Here is a 19,607-nt window from a genome sequence, read left to right as displayed (position 1 = left end):
GATAGAGCGTCAGGCTGTTGGCGGGGCAGCTCACGGCCCCCGCAGTCTGGCAGGTGAGGTCGAGGCTGGCCGTGGCGGACTGGGGAAGCGTGATGGCCTGCGGGGCCACATAGAGGCTGCCATCCGTTCCCTGCGCCACGACCGTACCGGCAGCAATGGTCTGGCCGGGGGCGTTCACGCTGGCCTGCACCGTGACGGTCGTTGCCGTAGCCGGCCGACGTTCCATGAAGTAGATGCGCCCTATGGCCTCCTGCATCCGTCCGGAAGAAGAGGCCGGGTCCACGCCATTGAAGATGGCGATCATCGCCCCCAGAAAGTCGCCAAGGATGGCGGTCTCGGAGAGGGCGATCTGCCCCTGCGGGGTGGAAAGGGCCGTGTTGGCCCCACCGCCCAGGGCGGCGTTCATGTCGGCCAGAACCCCGGCAAGGATGTCCTGCTCGGAAGGGGCGGTGAAGCCCGCATCGGTCAGGGCGGGAGCGGGGACGTTGGTTGTAGCATTAGAACTGGGCATGGTCCGTGCTCCCATCGCTGAAGGTTACGAGAATGACGCCGGTGAGCTGGCGTTCCCTGGTGGGATTGGCGAGGTGGCAGGTGGCCGCCGCCACACCGGGAACAGACGTGGCGGCATCCTCGATCTCCGAAGAATAGAAGGAGAGGTCCACGTCCGAGCGGAGGATGTCCGTGTCGTAGGGGATGCCCTGCCCGGTGTCGTAGAGCACCTCGCCCAGCCATGTGCGGGCGGCAGAGCATACGTCCTGAAGGATGGCCGCCTTGTCCGTCAGCACGACCAGATTGCCCGTGCTGTCCAGTGTCAGGTCCCAGTCAGGGGTGAGGGAGAGGGTTTTCATGGGGCATCCTGTGGAGTAGCGTTCTACGGAATAGGGAGGATGTGAGATGAAGAAACTTCTGTTTGCTGCCGCTGCTCTGGGTCTAGCTGGCACGGCTTGGGCTGGGGCTCCACTGACGTTGCGGCAACAAATCGAGGCTAACCAAAAGGCGGGGGAAGCAACTTGCGCCCCGAATTGCAGGCACCCTTTTTATGAGCCCTCCCAAGAGGAATGGGCCGCTTTTTTGGCTCGTGACCGTGCAGAAGGCGAGATAAAACTACGAAAGATGGGTATGGCTCCAGATGTGGCCAGAAAGGCGATCTGGGCGGCGCAAAACAAGCCGGGAAGTGCATGTACCAGATATGTTCATCAGCTTCTTGCTGACTATGATAGCGGGGCCGACCGTGGAGGGTACGATGAAGGCCTAGTAATCTCTATCGAACACTCTGGCACTTGCGAGCGTAAGAACCTCGATTAAGACGGCTGAGATGTGCTGCCGCCGCCCGTCTGCACCCCGCCATGCGTGTGTTGCTTGAGCGAGATACCACCTGCCTTCACATCGCCGCTAGTCTCAATATCGCAGTTTGCCGTCATCTTGGCCGCCTCGATGGAGACGGTGCCCGGCGTAACGATACGCCATCCTCCATCTGTGGCCTGAATGAACTGGTCGGGCCCGTTGTTTAGGAATCCCCCCACATATACGCAGTCTTCCATGGAAAACTGACGGAATGATGCTGGAGGGGATGGCTGGCGGTTGGTGACGGCATGGGTGTGATCCCGGCCAGAGATGATGATGAAGCCAATGTCGCCCGGCTTGGGGTCGATGATGAGAGCAGACGTACCACCTTGGATGCGGAGATAGGGGACGTTGTGAATCATCTGGCGAGGGTGGGGCCGGCCCAAAGCATCCTGTTGATGAACCATCGGCTGCACATCAACCATGCCCGTGATAGATGCCTGCCCAGCGTGTACCGCTTTCACTTGCACCAACATTGAAGGGCCCATCCCCCGGATATGGCCTTCAATACGCTTGTCAACGGCGGCGGGTAGACCTATTTCAGATCGCCCCCGGCTTAAATATGGGGCTTTGTTATTTGACGGCAATTTGCGCTCCAATATTGGTTAGCTGGGCGTCAACAAAAGTATGCCAGTTCCCGTCCGGTATTTCTGACGTGACCTCGTGGGTAATGTTGGTTGGCAACCATATGCCATCCCATGGTCCTCTACTGACCTTCTGTCCCTGTTGGTTTAACCCATTATCATCGGTCACCCAGCCTGCGGGTGTGTCGCCCTTTTTCAGCTTAACTGGCTGGTAATAAGCGATATCTGGACGCAGAAGGCAGGTGAAGGAGATACCCGCGCGGTTATAGATAGGATATCCAATGAGACCCGTCTTCACTGAGATAAGGGGTATCGTATCTTCCTGTGCGCTTTTTACTACGCCGCCATAGGTTGGCCCCCAGACTTCAACAAGCCCTAATGACGCTGTGCCATCCTTATCATTCCTCACCGATAAAGGCTTGTAGTTATATGATCCTCCACACGCCTTTATTGTCTTTTCGATCATCTGAAGGGTCGTTCCTTCCAGATAGGTATTCGTCAGAACAGCGTGACGGTCCCAGCCGCCATGGTCGATCAGCTGGAAACCGGCTGCTGTACAAATATCGCTGAGGATAGACACAACCGACCGAGGCCCCCGATAGCTGATCGGGTCTGGCACCACAGCGGCCAGTAGAAGGCTGGTCATGGCATGGGCACGGAAAACCGGCTCCCCGCCATTGAGATTGGCTGAACCTTCTGTCAGTAGCCCCATAAACAGGGTCGTCAAAGGCTGCCCATAGTCTCCAACACGCACGATGACGGTAGAATTGCTCTGGTTAACCGTGCGAGGATTTTGGGCGTTGGGATAGTTCGCAACGTAGGACAGCCGGTTCATGTCGTGAATCGACATGCCCCATATCTCCAGTTCCAACTCGCTCCCTACGCTCATGCCCGCATGTGAGACAATCGCTTTGATGCGATAGTCACTCTCCAGCGTGAGGCTATCCGTTGTGCCATCTGGTAGGGCGATGTTGAAGGTGACAGATATCTGCTTGCGGGAAAAGGACAGGCTTTGAGGGATAGCCCGGAGATGTTCGCTCATACTGCACCATCGTCGTAATTGAGGATAAACCGCTCTCCCACCCCATCATAATAGGGGTCTTCCTTGCCCTGCGTATCGGTGAAGTAGAGCTTCCCCGGCAGAAGGGAGGCGGCGTTGCGGATTAGGTCAACCCCGTTCAGGCAGAGAGCCCCCATTATCAGGGGCTGCCCGTTCATCCGCACATCCAGATAAACGCCCGTGGAGAGCTGCCGGAGCCATAAACTGATCTGCCGCCCGGAAAGGGTGCAGGTAACTGTCTGTGCCGGGACCGGCTGTAGAGGGATGGAGTAGATCACGTTTTTTATCCCTGCGCCTGCGGTGTAACGGCCCCGCCATTCTGGGTCTGTGCTCCCTGGGGGTGCTTCACTGTCACCCAGCCGGTCTTTTTCGTGCTGCGGACCTCTTGCAGCGTCACATCAGCCACGATCATATCCACGCCGCCTTCCGCTTTCCGGTCAATGCGGTAGCTGATGATGTTGGCGTGCTTGTAGACCCGCTCTGGCGTTGCCACGAAGTAGAGGTTCGTATCCTTCACGAGGGCGGCCAGAGTGGCGACAAAGTCTTTCCGTACAGTGTCCGGACCGTCCCCGAGCAGACCCCGCACAAAACCGGGAAGAAGGTTCTCAACAATGCTGCCTGTCTCCGAGCCGTCGCAGATGAAGCGGATGGTCGCCGTGAATGGCTCATAGACCTTGTTGTAGCTGGAGAAATTGCCCAGTTCCTGCGGGGATTTCGAGATTGTCGAGGTCTCATTAACCCCCAAGGTTTCAACGTGAGCAGCGGATAGAACCGGCTTAGGCCCCCTTCCGAAGAGGTTGTCCACGTCGTTCCCCAACGCCTTGGCGGCCAGGCTTGGCTTCTTCTCCTGATACCGGCGGAAGATGCCCCACTGCCGTGCAGCCCGCTGGATCGCCCAGTTGTCTGTGGCACTCCCCGCAAAGCTGGTCAGCGATGCGCTGAAATCAACCATTTTAACCTATCTTCCCAGTCTCATGCCTCGCCAGCGCCTCGGATGCTCCCTGACGGGCCATCCGGCGGATCTCGTCCGGCGCACCCATCCCGCCATTCACAGCCACGTTGATGGTCGGGCTGTGCGTGGTCGTGTTGTGATGATGCACGACGTTCCCCGTTTCGTAGTTCCTGCCGACCCGCATCAGGTAATCCGAGGTCTCACGGGGCAGGTAAGCCCGCCACTGGTCCCCGTGTTTTTTCAGGTCCTTGTCAAGATTCCCCGGCCCCCAGTTATAGGCAGCGAGGGCCTTCATCTGGTCGTGGTATTTCCCCAGCAACTGACCCAGATATTTCTGCCCCGCCGACCACGACTGGTCTGCATCAAACGGGTCCGTGACGCCGAGTCCCCGTGCAGTGGCGGGCATTAGCTGGAGAAGCCCCTGCGCCCCCACGGAGGAGACGGCGTTGGCATCCCCGCGGCTCTCCTGCATTGCCACGGCCCCTGTCAGGCGCTCGAGGTCGATATTTTCGGCTGACAGGCTGGTCTCCGGTGGTGCAGGCCAGAGGGGAGCCTGCTGGTTGCTGCGCTCAGGTGCCGGGGTTTCAGGGGCGTCCTGTGGGGCGTGGACATATCTGATCTCATGACCGGGCTCCGGCTGAGGCGGGCTGTCATCAGCATGGGCGTTCGGGAGCAGGGCGCCCTTTATCCGGCCGAGCGTGTCATGTACCCATCCCCAGCGTCGCCTGCTGTCATCATCTTCCAGCTTCCGGCGTTCATCCGGGGTTTCTCGCTGCCAGAGAGACCGTTCTTTCTCCCAGTCGATCCCCGCCGCTGTCAGGGCGCCGGTGCGCTGGAGGTAGTGGTTTTCAAGATCAGTTCTGGTCGGGCCGCCATGCTCATCTCGCTCATGAGAGGCCGCATACAGTTCCCCGGCGCCCTGATCCCACGGGCTGTGACCGGTCTGCTGTACATCCCGGACAACGGCTCCTGCTATCCCTGCCGTAACCCCTGCACCAGCCCCAGCTGCCAGCTGCCCGGCACCTCCGGCGATACCGCCAAGGCTGCCGAGATTCCTAATGCCGCCGAGCATCCCCAGAACCCGGGTGAATGATTTCGCCGTCAGAATGGCAGAAAGCACAGAAAGGGCCGCTGCGACACCCGCCACGCCATCGGCAATGGCCTTCGGGTGCGCTTTCTCCAGCGCAATCAGGGCTTGCAGAAAATTATGCAGGGACGGCTCGAGGTCTGAAAAGACCCGCTGCATGACCTGATCGGTGTTGGCCTTAAGCTCCGTCCAGTCGGCCAAAAGCTGCTCGCCCTGCCTGATCTGCTCAGCGGTCGGACCAAGGCCTGCAAACCGTTTTTGCAGGCTGTCATAGTCGTGCCGGTCCACCAGATTGGTGACGGCGGCGTTGCCACCGAGCTGCTGGATGTAATTGTCCTGCACGCCCCGTGTGAGGCCCTGGAACCGCCGAGAATGGGCCAGCTGATCGAATATGTCGGCCCTGACCCGACCATTCCTGTCGAGATAGTCAACGCCAGTAAGCTGACTCAGGCGGGTAAGCTGGGCCAGACCTTCATTCGTGCTGGCCTTGCTCTGGATGCTCTTGAAGAACCCGTCCACGTCCGAGGCGGACCCACCAGAGGCTTTCATGGCCTCATGAAGCTGTGTCAGCTTCTGTGGTGCGATGTCCAGCTGGCGGGACAGGCTCCCCAGAGCCGTGTTTGCGGCCGCAATGTCATGCGTGAAGGAAGCGATGCCAGCCCCGCCCGTGAACAGGGCGATTGCTCCAAGGGCCTCACGGCGGAAGGCAGCGAACGAATCCGCCCCTTTCTTGCCGACATCCTCAATGCTTTTCCCGGTTTTCTCTACCGCCTGCCCTGTTCTGGCGAGGCTGCCCCCAGCGTTCTTACCAACATCATCCAGCCTTTTCCCGGCCCGTTCGGCAGCACCACCTGTCCTTTCGAGGCCGTTCTGAGCCTGCTGGGCCCCTTTCACGATGCCGGAGCTGTCCATCAGCAGCTGGACGATCAGCGTATCAAGAATAGCCATTCACGCGCTCCACAGCCGCAATCTCCCAGAGAAGCCACATGTCTTCACTGTCATAGATGGTCTTCAGCTCATGCAGCGTGGCCAGTCCGGCCCCCATCACAAGGGCGAGGGGGGCCGAGACATTCACGCAGCGGGCTGGTTTTCTCCCATGATCGGCTCCCGCAGAGCCTCGATCAGCGGGTAAATCTGGTAGATTGCGGCCTTGAAAAAATCCACGTTGAGCTTGAACGCCTCCGTCCGCAGGGCAGGGAGGGTTGCGGCATCGGAGATGTCAGCCTCGATGAGCCTGGCCGGTCCCACGGCGGGATTACTGGGGTCCCGGCGGATTTTCACGCAGTCCAGCAGGCCCTGGAACGCAGCTTCGCAGTCCTCGTCGCTCATGTGGGAGAACAGGGCCATGCTCTGGCCGGAGAGACCGGCAATGCCGCTCTCCAGTGCCTCCCGTGGGGTTCTGGCCCCGGCACGGCCCAGCGCCCTGACAACGTTGCGCGCCCAGCGGTCCGCCGTAAAGGCTGACATGCGGGTGATGACGAAGCACTTCCCCGCATCAGGGCCTTCTGCCGGGGTCCATTCGATGCTCTTCATGGCTTAGCTCCACGCAGGCAGGACGTTTTCCCACCGGATATGTACAGACCGCTCGTCCAGAAGTTCACCGCCATTCGGCACGGCCGCCATCTCCACGATACAGCCGGAAACGAACGTGTATTTCCGGTTCAGGCCGGGAAGATGGAGCTCCCCATTCAGCTCATAGACTGTCCGGGCCTGCCGTGTGGCCATCTGGATGGCATCAAAGATGTTCCATGTGTTGCTGTTCGGGGAGAAGTTCAGCGTCATGTCGTAGGCGGACGGCACGAAACCCTTGTTCAATTTCCCGTCGATGGAAAGCCGGGTATCAGCCAGCCGGAGCGCCTGCCCTTCCCATGCCCGGTTGGTGGACCAGTTTTCCAGCTTCACCGGCGCATTGAACAGGGTCTTTACCGTGAGGGTAAAGACGGCATCTGCCGAAGTGATGAAATCACTGTTGCTCATTACTGTACCTCAATGCTGGCAAGATTGATGGACTGGACGGACTGTCCGTCCGTGTACCAGAAGCGGCATGACGGGCTTTTACGGGCCACCCGGATGTCGGCTGCGGCGGTGGAGGCATTGGGCTGGAAGTACCAGCCCCGGCTCTGTACCGTGTCGCTGATGGAGGTTCCGGCGGCCCGGTCAATCTGCTGCTTCTGGAGGGACGTCAGGTTCACGCCGGGGCGGATGGCTCCGAAGCGTAGCGCCTGATTGATCGTGTCCTGTACAGCGGCTGAGATGAGGCCGTCGCCCTCCGTATTGTAGGGAATCTGCCCCACGCTCAGCAGCAGGTTGAGAAGGTCAGACTGGAAGGACGCATTGAGCCATATCTGGTTGATGTAGCTGTCCGCCCAGAGGAAAGCCCCCGAGACATGCCCATCTGCCAGCCACTGGAAGCGGCCCAGTCCGTTGGCATAGGCTCCGTAGAAATTGTAGCCATTGGCCCGGAGAGTGGCGGCTGTCGTGGCGTCCGTCACGGTCGGGGTAATCAGCCCACTACGGCGGAAGCAGAGGTTCGTGCGGCCATTCGTGGCGTCAAAGTCGATGGACGCCATCCAGCCCAGGCAAAGGGCTGCGGCCAGCGGGTCCTGATAGATCAGGGTGGTGCCATCAATATCCTGATTCTTCAGCCACGTGCCGAAGCTGGTGCTGTTCTGCTCTGCCCGTGCCTGTTCATCCGTGTCCCATGGCACATACCAGTAGCGGTCGGACTGGGTGGCCGTCCATGTGGCGAAGGCCTGTTTCTGGGCCAGTGTCGGCTCCCATGCAGTGGTGAAACCGGCAAAGTCCTGCGTCTGCCCGGCGATGGTGTCCATGAGGGAGACGGGGTCCGTCTCATGGTCCGCTGCCGCCACGTAGATGAGCAGGGTAGAGGGGGCGGACTCCGCATCTTCGTAGCCGCTGAAATAGACGGCTCCCATGCGGGCCTCTAGGGAAGAGGCTGTGAAGTCAGTCGCCACATCGCTGGCCTGTGTGTAGGTCCGCAGCGTCCCGGCGGGGATGGTCCCCCCGTTTGCCGCCGTGGTGATGATGAGGCCGTTGATAAAAGAAACCCCGCCAGCTGTTCCGAGCGTGGCGGGGTTGATCTTCACGGTCTGTGAAATGGGGATGGTGCTCATTCAAGATTTCCCGTTGGTTGTGGCTAGGGTTTCGGCCTGGGTGACGGCCTCCATCCCTAGGAGGAGGGCGGACTGACCCGGTTTGGTGACGGAGGCCAGCACGTCGGCGATGAGGTCCACGCTCCACTGGTCCTCGTACTGTTTTTCAGCGGTCGTGAACGGGTGCTGCCGGGGGTCTGATGCGTGGAGGGGGGCCACGCCCGGGACGTTGGCCCTGAACCACGCCACGGCGTCAGGGTCCCGCCACATCGTGTTGATGAGGCTGACCGCATTGCCTGCCCCCGTGCCGAATGTGCTGATCTGGATGCCCATGCGCTCCGGCTTCACGATCGTGACGGAGCCATCGGGGTCATACCGCCTGCTGTTCGTGGCGTAGCGCTGCCGGGTCACGATCTGCATGATGGCGAAGGGAGCCTGCATGGTTGGCGCCCGGTTCTGCTGGCCCTGCTGCACTGTCCACGGGGAAGGAAGCACATTGTTGAGCAACCAGAGCCGGATGCCCTTCATGATGTCGCTCTCGCTTGGCCTCAGTTCGAGGTCTGATTGCCCGGTATCTGGCGGGTTACGGCTAGTCTGCACCAATCTTCGGCCCCCCATTGTTCGAGTACCTGCGTGACCAGCCATTCCCCGCCCTCAAAGAGCAGCACGTCACCCCCTGTTTGAAGGGGCCGGTTCAGCGCATGGGTTGCGCCCCGCATGTAGACGATGCGGGCATCCCCCTGCTGGTCGATGTTCTGTAGAAGCTGGAGATCGCCCCCGGCGGTGGCCTGTACCTCGATCTGCACAGGAACGGTCTCATAAGTCGTGGTGACGGACCCATCATCCTCTGTGATCGAGCCTGTACAGCGGCGGAGTATGGCGTCCTGCATGGGGTTTACCTCACCCAGAACGCCGCTTGCGATACCGAATACGTCAATCATCGCTGGGGTCCACCTGATAACGGAGGGCATTGATCATCGTTCTGGTGTCGATCAAAGGCTTGTCCGGGACTTCACTTCCCTTCTTGAGCCGCTGCCTGACCGTTGAGGGGGCCAGCGGTGGTTCCGTGATCTCGCTGATCTTTGACTGCATTTCCTGCGCTGCGACCTGCCCCATCGTCTCCAGGGCCTGCCGAGCATTACAGCCGGTCGCCCGAAGAACAGCGGCCGCCGCTCCGGGCCATTGCCTGCTACGCTCGGCAATGGTCGTCCGCATGAATGAGCGAGCAGGGACACGGTCATTCCCGAACTCCTGCACGGCCGCCACCGTGGCAACGGACGTGCCATCCGTGTAGGTGGCATCCCGGAAGAAGCCCACATCCACCCGCCGGGCATTGGTGGCGTTTTGTTTTAGGTCCGCCAGGTATTTGGCGAGGTTCGCCCCGCCCTTCATCCGTGCGCTCATGGGAAAATCCTCGCTGGGTGAGGCCTGCCGGGCGTCATCCGCATCTGGCGGTACCGGGCCGTGGCCTGCCAGTATGTCAATCCATACTGCGTCTGGGTGAACCAGCCCGCATTGGTCGGCAGCCCAGACCCATCGTACGATACCGAGACAGAGCCACGGCTGGCCGATGCCAGCCTGCCCACGCCCTGCGCCCCGGTGGATGAGCCGCTGCCTGCCGCTGCATTGAGGCCAAGCTGCGCCTGATGAGCCACCAGCAGCCACAGCAGGTCACGCCGCTCATCGACGTTCTGGACGATGGAGAGTGGGGTGTTGTTGAGGAACAGGCAGGCCTGCCGGAACAGGAACCCGGCCTGCGTCTCCGTGACCGTCGTGGCTAGTTGCGGGAAGGTCGCCGCCCAGTCGGGATACACGAAATCGACAACACCCTGAGCCATTACTCTCTGTCCGCCTTCTTCACATCACCGGGAAGGGCGTTCTGTTCAACGCCCTCGAGACCGGTCTTCTCCTTGTTCAGCTCGGCCGCAGCGGCATCGGCCTTTGCCGGGTTGGCCTCGGCAAAAACCAACTTCTGCGTCACAAGCTGATTGCGCTCGTTCTGGGCGAGCCATGCGCTCCAGAAATCGGCGTCCACGATGGTGCGTCCTGCACGCCCCAGCAGGCGCCCTTCGGCACGATGGTATGCTGGGTCAGCCTTTGCTCCGTTCAGTGTCACGGAGCGCACAGGAATGGCCGCAGACATGACAGGAGCCTCGGAGGCGGCACGCCCCTTCAGCCCATCCAGATCGTGCAGCTCCAGCGTCACGCCGGAAGGCAGGCGGCAGAGTACGGTTACAGCGTTTGCCATGTCTTAAATCCCAACCATTGTTACGCAGGCCACCGGGTAGAACCAGATGGCCCCCCATGTGCCCTGGGACTTCTTCTGCCGGATGTAGGAGCTGTAACGCTCCACGGCATGGGCACGCAGCTTCTCGGTGAAGGCGGTTGTGACCGTCTCCTGTCCGTCCACTTCCCGCAGGAAGAGCTGCATCTGCGTGATCTTGTTCTGGCCGCCGGAGAGGGTGCTTCCGGCCTCCGGCAGGGTCTCAATCGTCAGGTTCGGCAGGTTCTGCTGGAGCAGCTCACGCAGGGAAACACGGAACTGGTTCGTGTACAGAAGGCACTGCTGCCGCTCCGTCGGAATGACGAGGGTAAGCGGGCTTTCCAGCGTGACGTTACCGCCCATCTGGACAGAAAGCTGCTGGAAGGCCTTGAGGATGTCGTTATAGACCTGCACCGGGTCCGTGGTGCTCATCCAGTCCGTCCCGCCCGTGGCCGTGCCAGACGAGGCAACCTTGGGTGTGGGCTGGATGGCGGCAGGCAGGTCCGGGTCGTTGAGAGCGCCCCGCAGCTGGAGACCCTCCACACCAAAGAGATTGATGCGGTTGCTGGCCTTGTTCAGGACGGAGATGGACGCCTCGTTTTTCTGGCTCACCCAGTCCAGACGGGCCGCTCCCATGCGTTCGGCTTCACGCTCGCCCCATTTCGTCCATGTCTGGAAGTGAAAGGACTGGCGCTGCACCCAGTTGGCGTTGGTGTCGCTGTCGCCGTTCTGGCTGTAGTCGTCGTAGGAAGCCGTCTGGCCGGACAGCTCGACGAAGGGGAACTGCGCCGTGTCCGTCAGCCAGTCGCCCTTTTGGGCCTGCCCGTACACCTCTTCCGACTTGATCGGGGTGATGATGGCCCGTTTGATGTTCGGGTCTGTCCATGTGGAGAAAATGGACGGGATGCCAGAGTTGGGAGCGGTTACGGCACTGTCAAAAGCCCCGGTGGGGCGGGCGGCCACGCCATGCACGCCGTACAGGCTCTTCAGCTGGTCAGGCGTGACCGAACGCAGCTGTGCGTCTGTGATTTTCATAGTTATTCCTCAGGATGTCAGGAGAGGGGGCCAGTGATGATGATGGGTCTACCTGCGTCACCGCCCTGCGATACTGTCCAGCCGGTATCCACAGTCCCCTGCGGGGCGCTCCCGGTCGGACCGGTCTGGATGCTGCCGTCAGTCGTGGAGGCATACACGCTGTTGCCACGGGTCGCCGCCTGTCCGGAAACGGCCCAGTAATCACCACCCTCGGACAGGGTGACGCCGAAACCACCCGGGATGAGCATGGTACTGGACTGGAGATACTGCGTCGTCAGCCCCTGCTGGTCACGATGGACGAACCCGGCGGGCTTGCCGCTCCCGGTGTTGGAGACGGTGATGCCGTCCTGATTGACCCACGCAAAGGCGGCAATCGTCAGGCCTGAGGGTCCGGCACGGAAACCAGCCTCGGGAGAAATGACAGAGCGGCGTGGGTTGGCGGAGGCGATTGCCCCCGGATAACCCTGCGGCCATGTGTAGTTTACGGATGTCTGGAAGCTCATGGTGTGTGTCCTTTACAGCTGGCGGGGCGCCTTGAAGGGGAGGGCGGCACTGTCCTGTGCCAGAGGCCGATCATAGTTGGCACGGATGCTGCGAAGCTGTGCATTGACCAGAGCCTTGAGGCCCGCTTCATTCACGCCCTTTACGCTGTCCATCGCCAGGCCGCTCTGTCGCAGGGCGTAGCGATAGACCTGTGCGGCGCTGTCCATGCCATAAACCTCACCAACCAGCGGGCGCACGAGATTGCGGGCGTCTTCTGTGGCCCGGCGCAGGGCACGGTCAGCGGCGAGGGCCTTCCGGATGGCAGCATCGGTCGCCATTTCCCGCTTGCGCCCCTTCTCTTCCTCGTCGTCCTCATCTTCCGCATCAGACGGAGCGCCGGAGTTCGGGGCAGTGACTTCTTCTCCGTCGTCCTCTGCGCCGCCGCCCTTGAGCATTTCGGCGCACATTTCCCGGCATTTGGAAGCCTGGGCGGGGGTGAACCCCTCCTGCCGCATGAACTCTTCCATCTTCGTCAGGCGGTCGTCCTGCTGCTCGGTCTCACCGTCATCCTCACCGCCGGGCTTATCCGTTTCACGGTTCCCCTCATCAATCAGGGCGGAGGCTTTTGCCCGGATGGCATCGTCGGAAAGATCCCCCATGAAGGGGCGCAGAGCCTCGATGACCGGCTCCAGACCGTCTTCATCGCAGACCGGCTTTTTGTTCATGTCCATCTTGTTTTCCTTAGTTATTGCGCTGTCATGGACCAGCACATCTGAGCCAGCACGTCCCTTCTCAACCAGAGCGACGTGATTGCCCCGAATGTTGACCATGCGCCCGTCATAGGGCTGTCCCTCGTAGGTGCCCGGCGTCATATCCGCCTCATAGGCGTATCCGCAGGACAGTTCCCGCTGCGCCCCGCTCTGGATGCGCTGGATGGCCGGGCCATCGAAGATGACCATGCCGACCGTCAGGTAGGGCGCCTCGAAGCGGGCATTGTCCATGGTGGAGCCGACCGTCAGCTCCCTTGGGTGGGCATCCGCACTGGTTGGCGTGTGGTCCTCCAGAACCGGAAGGGAGTTGAAGCTGTCTGCCGCCTTTTCCAGTTCCTTCGGGTCCCGCAGGAGGCGGTACATCTGGTTCGGGTTCAGCCCCAGCCGGGCATGGTCGGGTATTTCCCGCCCCAGATACTCGCAGATGTTGGCCTTGCTGATGGGCGTCCGCTCCACACGGAGGCGTCCGTTGTCATCAAAGGTGCGGACAGACCCGGTCCGGTCGTAAGCGAGGATACCGCCTGCCCTGTCGTGAGCGTGACCCTTCTCACGCAATGCAACGCCCAGCTTCTTGGCCTCATCAGGGTGCAGCCCGATGAGATAATTCCCTTCACCAATATGGGTTCGGGGGGCTCTGTGCCACTGTGCGTTCTCTAGCGTGACATGCCCGTGGTCAGTGTCACGTGTGTTGCGCCGGTCTCTGCGGGATACAGGCGCTGTCAGCTCGTGCTCTCTGGCCTGCAACGGCTCAGCTAGGGGCTGCACATCATCGTCATACTCGGTGCCGGGATTAGCCAGGGCGACAGCAGCGTTAGCCTTGTGAAACTCGTCCTTTTTGACATTTGACGCCTCCTGCTGGGCGTAATAATCCCGCCACGCCGCCCTGCGTTTGGCGTCGTTTCTCCACTTTTGGGACAGTATCTGGTCCTTCAAATCCTCATAAGAGAGACTTTCACGCCAATCGTTATACCGTCGCTCCGCCTCGTCACGCAGCTGCATGACCTTCTGGAAAGTCGGGTGGTTTTCGTCAGTGATCCCGGCTTTCCCGAGGTTGTCGATGTCTTCGAGGCGAGACCGAAGGCTATCAAGCTCATGGGAAGAATTGAATCGATCCTTCTTATACTGATCACTTTCAGCACGGTTTGCGAAACCCTTTGCATGTCGGGCCTCCAGATCGTCCTTAATCTCCTTAATGCGGGCCTGTGTCCCATCCTTAATTGAGGGCTTATGCCCTTCGCCCTTACTTCCCTTTTCATGAATGGATGAGATTTTGCGCCCATTGAACTTTCCACCCATCCCAGCCTGAATTGTGCCATCATCGCTGATCAGCACATGGCGACCATCCCCCTTTTCGTAGACGGGGTGCACGGTAATCCAAGGCATTTTCTGTCCTCAATCGTTATATCCGGGGATGATGTACTCGGCCCGGCAGTGGCAGTTGGGCTTCTCGCCGGGTTGGATATACTCGCCACTGATCTGGCATCCCTCAGCGATCAGGTATCGCCTACCATTCGCCCGGACGTGGTCTTCCCGTGGATGCCTTCCACCACCAGCATGACGCCAGCGTGCTTCTTTCAGGCCGATTTCAGAGCATCTCATCCGCTCTGTGGCTTGATTGATCTTGTGGTTCTGGTCCTTGGCGATAAAGGCAGCCCTGCGTTCCGAGACCCCGTACCGGGCTTGCAGGGCCTTTGCCAGGCCGCCAAGGTCGCCGCCCTTCATCACGGAGTTTGTGACTAGCGCCTTTACGCCATCATGGTACTGCTCGCTGATGCTCTTGATGAGTCCGGCATTGTAATCGGTTGCCATCCTCATCCTGCGCTTGAGGTCTGCATCAGGCTTGAAGGTGATTCCAAAGCCAGCCCGTTTCAGCCGCCGCCGGAGGTCTGCTTCGCTGTCGTTCTGGCAGGAGCGGACGAACAGCTCAGCCAGCTCATGGGCGTGGTCAGAAAAGATGCGCAGCCACTTCTTCCGCAGCTTTTTCAGCACCGCATCCAGAGCCGTGACAGGGTTCTCATCCTGCGCCAGTTCAGGTTCGGCCCGGCGGTAATGGGCCTTCACGGTCTGCATCGTGTCCCGGTGCATCCGGCGGATGAGAAGGCGCAATCGCTGGTTGTAACGGGCCGCAACGCCTGCATTTACCCTCCCAAGAGGCAGGGTCACTGCCTTCCCGGGAGAGCGCAATCCGGCCATTACAGTTCCCCTTCGCCGCCTTCTTCCTCGCCGCCAGGGCCGCCAAAGCTGGGCATATCCTGTTCAGGGATGCCTGGAGCATCGCCGGAGAGGTTGACGCCCCGGTAGATGCTGTTCTGGTCCTGCTCCTCACGCATCCGGGCTTCATCCGGCGTGATCTTCCCGGCCTCGATATTCACCTTGTCGGTTTCTGCCTTGGTCTTCTCAACCATGGCCGCTTTCTCGTCATCAAGCTGCCAGAGGTTCACGAAGTCGAAGTCTATGGCGTCATCCACATCACCCCAGAGATGCAGCTGCACGAGGCGCAGAATGCGTTCCAGCACGGGCCGGAGGTTGTTTTCCTGGAAGGCAGCTATCTCATCATAAAAGACCCTGATTTCGCCCTCGGATGAGGCGTTCAGGCCGTTAGGGGTGATGCCGAACAGCTTGACCAGCGGGATGCCTGGGATGGATGCCATCGCCTCCATGGCCTGCGCCTGTAGGTCAGACAGGCCGCCCAGCGGGGTAGCGATGATGGACACGTCCTCATTTTGATGGTCAGCGACAATCGTATCCTGCCCCTCGGACACCTGCTGCATGAAAGCTGCACGGCCCTGAATGGATGCCTGGTTGACGCCGCCCCATTCCATGCCGCCTTGAGGCGCACCCATGTTCCCCGCCATGTCGGTCTTCAGGACCAGCTTGGAGAAATTGGCCGTGATGTTGCTGACGCTGTTGCGGGTCCGCAGGAAGTTGTGGACATAGGGGCGCAACTGCTGGGTGAGGGAGAGGCCACCAAAGTTGAAGGCCGGTTTGAAGATGTCAGGCACCTCATACGGCACCATCTTCAGCAGCCGATCCTTGTGGGTCAGACATCCCTGCACCCAGTAGTTTTCCGGGTCATAGAACCCGCCCCGATAGGGGCTGTCGGCATTGTAGTAGTTCGGTGCAGTCCAGACCGGGTCAACCCGTTTCAGCCCGTTCAGGCCGCCCTTCTCAACCCCGTGCTTCACCGCTTTCAGGGGGACATTCTGGCCCGTGGCGTCCTTTGGCAGGCTGCCTACATCAATCCATGCGTATGAGACGCCATAGAGCAGGCCGTCCAGCGTCATGCGATACATGAGCCGCCGCACATCTAACCGCTTTAATTCGGCCTCTAGGTCGGCAATCTTCTGCGCCGTTTCCTGCGACAGCTCTTCACGGGCCGCCCGGGCTTCCTCATCCGTGTCGTACTCGGCTTCGTCCACGTTTTTCGTGGACTTGAGCCGCACCCATTCCCGTGTGGCTTCCCGTGCGATGACGTCACAGGGTTTGCGGAACTCGGCCCGCATAGCCATCTGGGCGAGGAGGGGATACCCCATGAAGCCAAGCCCATCGGCCAGCCATGACTGTAGGGCTCCAGCGTTTCCTGATGCGTATGCGCCCAGCGAGGCAGCCACACCATCCAGAGCGCTATCAAACGCCATGCGCTGCCCCTCCGGCACGACGCCGGGTGCAGGGCGGCAGGGGGCGAGACGGACGGCAAGAGGCGGAGCGGCGTCATACGCTTGCCGCTCGACATGGCGGAAAGCCCTTATGAACGGCTCCCTGCGCTCCGGCCGCACGTCTCCTGCGCTCTCCTGCTTGAGGGCGGGAGTACGTTTAAACGGCCACATGATGCGTCCTATACGAATGATCGGCGAATGGTTGGCGGCCCTGCGAATGCGGAGAAGTCCGGCATTGTCCGGCGGTTCTGGATGAGGCCGTCCAGGGCGTAACGAAGGGCGTCGATCCAGTGGTTGTTGGCGTCTTCTATTTTCGGCAGGACATGCTCTGTCTGGCGGTCCACCTTGTAGGAGTACGTCCTGAACTCACGGGCGGCCTTCTCAGCCCGCTCATGGATGCGGATGCCCCGGAAGGCTTTCAGCCGCTCGATGCCGTCTTCCACGCTGCCTTTCCACTTCTTGGCGGGGCCAATGCGGAACCGGTACTTGTTCGCCATGTGGCTGATCGTTTCAGGCCGGGCGCAATCGGCCATAATCGGCCATTCCCGGGAACCGGGGACCTGCTCAAACAGAGCGGGCAAGGCATCCATCTCGATACCTACGCCGCCTTCCGCATAATCGATGTGCAGCACGTCGTCCTGAATGAAGCAACGGACGATGGCGGTAGGGTCTTTTGCGAACCCCCAGTCAACACCGAAGTAGAGCCGTGCGTTATCCGGCGTCTCGAACCGGCAGCCATACTCGACCCGGTTGCGAAATATCAGTGCCTCGGTCGTCTGCTGGTATCCGCCTTCCCAGATATGGTCATACTCATCCGGCCTGTTCCTCAGGTCACGTTCCCGCTCATCGTTCAGGACGGCGGGGAACCACGGGTTATCCGACCAGTTGGCGTTAATGACCACGATCTCGGGGTCGGCATCCGCCTCCGGCGTACGAAGGAACGCATCTACCGGGTCCGTTTCTTTGGACGGGTTCCAGCTGAACCATATCTCAGAGCCCGGCTTGCGGATGGTCGGGCGCAGCAGCTTCATGGAGAAGGCGGAAAGGGACTGCGCTTCTTCGACCCACGCCACGTCAAAGCCTTCCAGAGACTTGATGGAGTCCGCCGTGTGGTTCTGCATGCCCTGGAAGATGATGACGCCGCCGCCGGGTGTACGTATCTCCTTGTCCAGCACCTCGAAGCTGTCAGCCAGCCCCATTCCGTTGACCTTGTCCTCGACAAGCTGCTTGACGGACATGGCGAGCGATTTTTGTATCTCACGGATACAGACAGCCCGGAACCCGGGCCGCATCAAGGCCTGCTCCACGAGCAGCTCGGCAAAGAAATGAGATTTTCCGGACCCTCGGCCACCCCATACGCCCTTATATCGGGTAGGGCGGAGCAGGGGCTCGAAGACAGCGGGTGTCTCAAGGGCCAGACTGTTCGCTTCCATGTTCCGGCCTCACAATGATGCGCCTGATTTCCTGCACAGGGCCGCCGCCCTCGCCAGTGTGTTCGAGCGTCTGCTTGTCTCCGTAGCGGCGGGGTGCACGCTTTGAGGCAACCCACCGGAGCATCTCGAATGCTGCCTTGTTGGCCGTGGCATTGTCAGGGTTTGTGGAGCGGGCCAGGGACAGGATGTCTGCCTCAAATCCATCGGAAGAGATGTCCCGTGCACGAGCGTACTGCTTACCTCGCTCCGCATCCTTGGCGACCCACTCATAAAACGTCTTCATGGCGGGGCGCTTGGGGCCGCTGCATATCTCCCGTATGGTGCGGCCTTCCATGACCTCAACCAGCATCTCATCAAACAGAGCCTGCGAGAAATGGACATGGGCTTTGACAGCTGGCACCTTCTTTTTGATTGGTCGCTTAGCCATAAATCCTGCTCACCCCGCCGAGCCTGGTCTCTGCCCGTTCCCAGCGGGTTATTGCGTCTTCTTTCTCGACTGCCGCCCTGACACGGGCCAGAAGGTCATCGCTGATTGTCGCATCCCGTCTGGCAAGATGGCGGACATTCATTCTGAACACCCGGCATCGCACCTTGTTGCCTACGCTGATGCCCAGCGCCACTGCATCCCCGAGCCCTATCTGCACATCTGACCGGTGCCGGTATCGTGGGTTCTGGAGGATGCGGCAGAGCGTTGCGGTTGTGCCCCGCACGTTCACGACGATGGCCAGAAGACCGCATGGACCGGATACAGCATCCCCTCGCTCGATCCGGCGGCCGGAGAGCGGAGAGGGGCGGGGCATGGAGGTCTCCAGATACAAAAAAGCCCCGCCGGATCACTCCAGACGGGGCAAAGGTACGCCACTGTCAAGCCATTGATTAAAGGAAGACGCACCAATTCCAAAGCTAGCGATTTGATAGGTTTTTTTTCCGGCCCCGTCAACAGCTTTCCACGATGACGGCCCTTGGCGACTTTGGCCACGGGCGAATATCTGGCGATTTAGCGGCTGTTTTGCGCCGTTTTTTACGGTAATCAGCCAGCCAAACAACCAACCGCTCCAGAAGGTCCATGCACATGCGCCGTCCGTGCTCATATTGCTGGGTTTTTTTTAGATTCGAATAGCACGCCGCCCCGATCTCCTGAAACGATTTCTGCTCGACCAGAAACGAATATGCCAGAGCCCAATACCCCCATCCGTTCTGGTCGTAGAACGAGCGCAGGATTGCGTATGTGTCGGCCCGGGAGAGCCGCCACGTCAGCTCATCACCCTGGGCCTCTTCCTGCCCGGCGTTGTTGTATCTGGAAGGGGTGGCATCCAGAATTGGATCACGAACGCCATGCCTTGCCCATATCTCCCGTGTCCAGAACCATTCCGCCGCTTCGCACTGTTCTGACGTAGCCCGCAATGCCACCAGGTTCCGATCCAGCTTCGTCCGCTTCTCCGGCGCATCTGCCATTGTACTGCCTGCCCTGTTCTGCTATAAAAACTGCCACTCCTGACAGACAAGACCGGTACTCAGCCGCTCGGTTCCTCCCAGACCGGGCGGCTTTTCTTTTCAGCGAGCCTTCCGCAAAAACTGCGGCTTGTTCACCTCTTCAAAAAATCTATTTAACCGCTCGTTCATTCCTGCGCTCTGTGGGAATGCCCGGCGGAAATTTGCATCGAACGTGGCTGAGGGGCGCCATCCCCGGTCCTCCACACCCACAATGTCACGCTTCGGCACCCCCATCTTTATGCTGGCATCATCGAGGCTGTTGCCGCTCTCAAGCCTGATTTTACGGACAAGCAGGCCGTATCTGTTGAACGTTCTCATTCCGTATCACACATC

At 60.3% G+C, this 19,607-nt stretch carries 27 protein-coding genes; 1 reads left to right on the top strand and 26 read right to left on the bottom strand.

Annotated elements, in window-relative coordinates:
- On the bottom strand, window positions 1-511 hold a 511-nt coding region (locus DTI93_RS08825; RefSeq protein ID WP_249080514.1), incomplete at its 3' end, for a baseplate J/gp47 family protein.
- A complete protein-coding gene (locus DTI93_RS08820) occupies window positions 498-848 on the bottom strand; it encodes a hypothetical protein (RefSeq protein WP_249080512.1) in 351 nt (116 codons plus the stop codon). The genes DTI93_RS08825 and DTI93_RS08820, both read right to left, overlap by 14 nt.
- A 46-nt stretch (window positions 849-894) precedes the next feature.
- Here DTI93_RS08820 and DTI93_RS08815 point away from each other — a divergent pair, with 46 nt between their 5' ends.
- Window positions 895-1,305 carry a hypothetical protein gene (locus DTI93_RS08815; RefSeq protein WP_249080510.1) on the top strand — a complete coding sequence of 137 codons (411 nt, stop codon included), beginning with the start codon at window positions 895-897 and terminating at the stop codon, window positions 1,303-1,305.
- Here DTI93_RS08815 and DTI93_RS08810 read toward each other — a convergent pair.
- The 24 genes from DTI93_RS08810 to DTI93_RS08695 form a co-directional block, all read right to left on the bottom strand.
- Window positions 1,302-1,706 (bottom strand): baseplate assembly protein, encoded by a 405-nt coding sequence (locus tag DTI93_RS08810; protein WP_408902111.1) that lies wholly within the window; start codon window positions 1,704-1,706, stop codon window positions 1,302-1,304. The genes DTI93_RS08815 and DTI93_RS08810 overlap by 4 nt on opposite strands.
- Before the next feature lie 211 nt (window positions 1,707-1,917).
- Window positions 1,918-2,970: a hypothetical protein gene (locus DTI93_RS08805; RefSeq protein ID WP_249080508.1), complete on the bottom strand. Its 1,053-nt coding sequence runs from the start codon at window positions 2,968-2,970 to the stop codon at window positions 1,918-1,920.
- Window positions 2,967-3,266 (bottom strand): phage baseplate plug protein, encoded by a 300-nt coding sequence (locus DTI93_RS08800; RefSeq protein WP_249080506.1) that lies wholly within the window; start codon window positions 3,264-3,266, stop codon window positions 2,967-2,969. Before DTI93_RS08800 ends, DTI93_RS08805 begins: the two co-directional genes overlap by 4 nt.
- A 5-nt stretch (window positions 3,267-3,271) precedes the next feature.
- Window positions 3,272-3,940 (bottom strand): hypothetical protein, encoded by a 669-nt coding sequence (locus DTI93_RS08795; RefSeq protein WP_249080505.1) that lies wholly within the window; start codon window positions 3,938-3,940, stop codon window positions 3,272-3,274.
- A gap of 1 nt (window position 3,941) precedes the next feature.
- The gene (locus tag DTI93_RS08790; protein WP_249080503.1) at window positions 3,942-5,975 is read right to left on the bottom strand and encodes a lytic transglycosylase domain-containing protein; all 2,034 of its coding nucleotides are present in this window, start codon (window positions 5,973-5,975) and stop codon (window positions 3,942-3,944) included.
- Window positions 5,962-6,102, bottom strand: coding sequence for a hypothetical protein (locus tag DTI93_RS08785; RefSeq protein WP_249080501.1), 141 nt, complete (start codon window positions 6,100-6,102; stop codon window positions 5,962-5,964). Before DTI93_RS08785 ends, DTI93_RS08790 begins: the two co-directional genes overlap by 14 nt.
- Window positions 6,099-6,560: a phage tail assembly chaperone gene (locus tag DTI93_RS08780; RefSeq protein ID WP_249080499.1), complete on the bottom strand. Its 462-nt coding sequence runs from the start codon at window positions 6,558-6,560 to the stop codon at window positions 6,099-6,101. The genes DTI93_RS08785 and DTI93_RS08780 overlap by 4 nt, the downstream gene beginning before the upstream one ends.
- Before the next feature lie 3 nt (window positions 6,561-6,563).
- Complete coding sequence (locus DTI93_RS08775) at window positions 6,564-7,004, bottom strand: phage tail fiber protein (protein ID WP_154981203.1); 441 nt, start codon at window positions 7,002-7,004, stop codon at window positions 6,564-6,566.
- Window positions 7,004-8,161 carry a DUF3383 family protein gene (locus DTI93_RS08770; protein ID WP_249080497.1) on the bottom strand — a complete coding sequence of 386 codons (1,158 nt, stop codon included), beginning with the start codon at window positions 8,159-8,161 and terminating at the stop codon, window positions 7,004-7,006. The genes DTI93_RS08775 and DTI93_RS08770 overlap by 1 nt, the downstream gene beginning before the upstream one ends.
- Window positions 8,162-8,668, bottom strand: coding sequence for an LIC_12616 family protein (locus DTI93_RS08765; protein WP_249080495.1), 507 nt, complete (start codon window positions 8,666-8,668; stop codon window positions 8,162-8,164).
- A 20-nt stretch (window positions 8,669-8,688) separates the two neighbouring features.
- Window positions 8,689-9,081 carry a hypothetical protein gene (locus DTI93_RS08760; protein ID WP_249080493.1) on the bottom strand — a complete coding sequence of 131 codons (393 nt, stop codon included), beginning with the start codon at window positions 9,079-9,081 and terminating at the stop codon, window positions 8,689-8,691.
- Complete coding sequence (locus DTI93_RS08755; RefSeq protein WP_249080491.1) at window positions 9,074-9,544, bottom strand: hypothetical protein; 471 nt, start codon at window positions 9,542-9,544, stop codon at window positions 9,074-9,076. The genes DTI93_RS08760 and DTI93_RS08755 overlap by 8 nt, the downstream gene beginning before the upstream one ends.
- Window positions 9,541-9,978, bottom strand: coding sequence for a DUF4054 domain-containing protein (locus DTI93_RS08750; RefSeq protein WP_249080488.1), 438 nt, complete (start codon window positions 9,976-9,978; stop codon window positions 9,541-9,543). Before DTI93_RS08750 ends, DTI93_RS08755 begins: the two co-directional genes overlap by 4 nt.
- Entirely contained in the window at window positions 9,978-10,388 is a 411-nt protein-coding gene (locus tag DTI93_RS08745) for a hypothetical protein (RefSeq protein ID WP_249080473.1), read from the bottom strand. Before DTI93_RS08745 ends, DTI93_RS08750 begins: the two co-directional genes overlap by 1 nt.
- Window positions 10,389-10,391: 3 nt before the next feature.
- Window positions 10,392-11,438 carry a DUF2184 domain-containing protein gene (locus DTI93_RS08740; protein WP_249080469.1) on the bottom strand — a complete coding sequence of 349 codons (1,047 nt, stop codon included), beginning with the start codon at window positions 11,436-11,438 and terminating at the stop codon, window positions 10,392-10,394.
- Window positions 11,439-11,455: 17 nt separating this feature from the next.
- A complete protein-coding gene (locus tag DTI93_RS08735) occupies window positions 11,456-11,941 on the bottom strand; it encodes a hypothetical protein (RefSeq protein ID WP_249080460.1) in 486 nt (161 codons plus the stop codon).
- 12 nt (window positions 11,942-11,953) lie between these two features.
- Window positions 11,954-14,074: a DUF2213 domain-containing protein gene (locus DTI93_RS08730; RefSeq protein WP_249080459.1), complete on the bottom strand. Its 2,121-nt coding sequence runs from the start codon at window positions 14,072-14,074 to the stop codon at window positions 11,954-11,956.
- A 9-nt stretch (window positions 14,075-14,083) separates the two neighbouring features.
- Window positions 14,084-14,884, bottom strand: coding sequence for a phage minor head protein (locus tag DTI93_RS08725; RefSeq protein WP_249080449.1), 801 nt, complete (start codon window positions 14,882-14,884; stop codon window positions 14,084-14,086).
- Window positions 14,884-16,518, bottom strand: coding sequence for a DUF1073 domain-containing protein (locus DTI93_RS08720; RefSeq protein ID WP_249080447.1), 1,635 nt, complete (start codon window positions 16,516-16,518; stop codon window positions 14,884-14,886). The genes DTI93_RS08725 and DTI93_RS08720 overlap by 1 nt, the downstream gene beginning before the upstream one ends.
- An 8-nt stretch (window positions 16,519-16,526) precedes the next feature.
- Complete coding sequence (locus DTI93_RS08715) at window positions 16,527-17,780, bottom strand: PBSX family phage terminase large subunit (protein WP_249080444.1); 1,254 nt, start codon at window positions 17,778-17,780, stop codon at window positions 16,527-16,529.
- On the bottom strand, window positions 17,755-18,207 hold the full coding sequence (locus tag DTI93_RS08710; protein ID WP_249080442.1) for a hypothetical protein: 453 nt from the start codon (window positions 18,205-18,207) through the stop codon (window positions 17,755-17,757). Before DTI93_RS08710 ends, DTI93_RS08715 begins: the two co-directional genes overlap by 26 nt.
- A complete protein-coding gene (locus tag DTI93_RS08705) occupies window positions 18,200-18,580 on the bottom strand; it encodes a hypothetical protein (protein ID WP_249080439.1) in 381 nt (126 codons plus the stop codon). Before DTI93_RS08705 ends, DTI93_RS08710 begins: the two co-directional genes overlap by 8 nt.
- Window positions 18,581-18,716: 136 nt before the next feature.
- Window positions 18,717-19,235 (bottom strand): hypothetical protein, encoded by a 519-nt coding sequence (locus DTI93_RS08700; protein WP_249080438.1) that lies wholly within the window; start codon window positions 19,233-19,235, stop codon window positions 18,717-18,719.
- Between the two features lie 99 nt (window positions 19,236-19,334).
- Complete coding sequence (locus DTI93_RS08695; RefSeq protein ID WP_249080436.1) at window positions 19,335-19,592, bottom strand: hypothetical protein; 258 nt, start codon at window positions 19,590-19,592, stop codon at window positions 19,335-19,337.
- Between the last annotated feature and the right edge of the window lie 15 nt (window positions 19,593-19,607).

Origin of the sequence: Parasaccharibacter sp. TMW 2.1884 (genome assembly GCF_023337695.1) — a bacterium.
GTDB classification, from domain to species: domain Bacteria; phylum Pseudomonadota; class Alphaproteobacteria; order Acetobacterales; family Acetobacteraceae; genus Bombella; species Bombella apis.
This window is presented reverse-complemented; position numbering and strand designations above follow the sequence as displayed.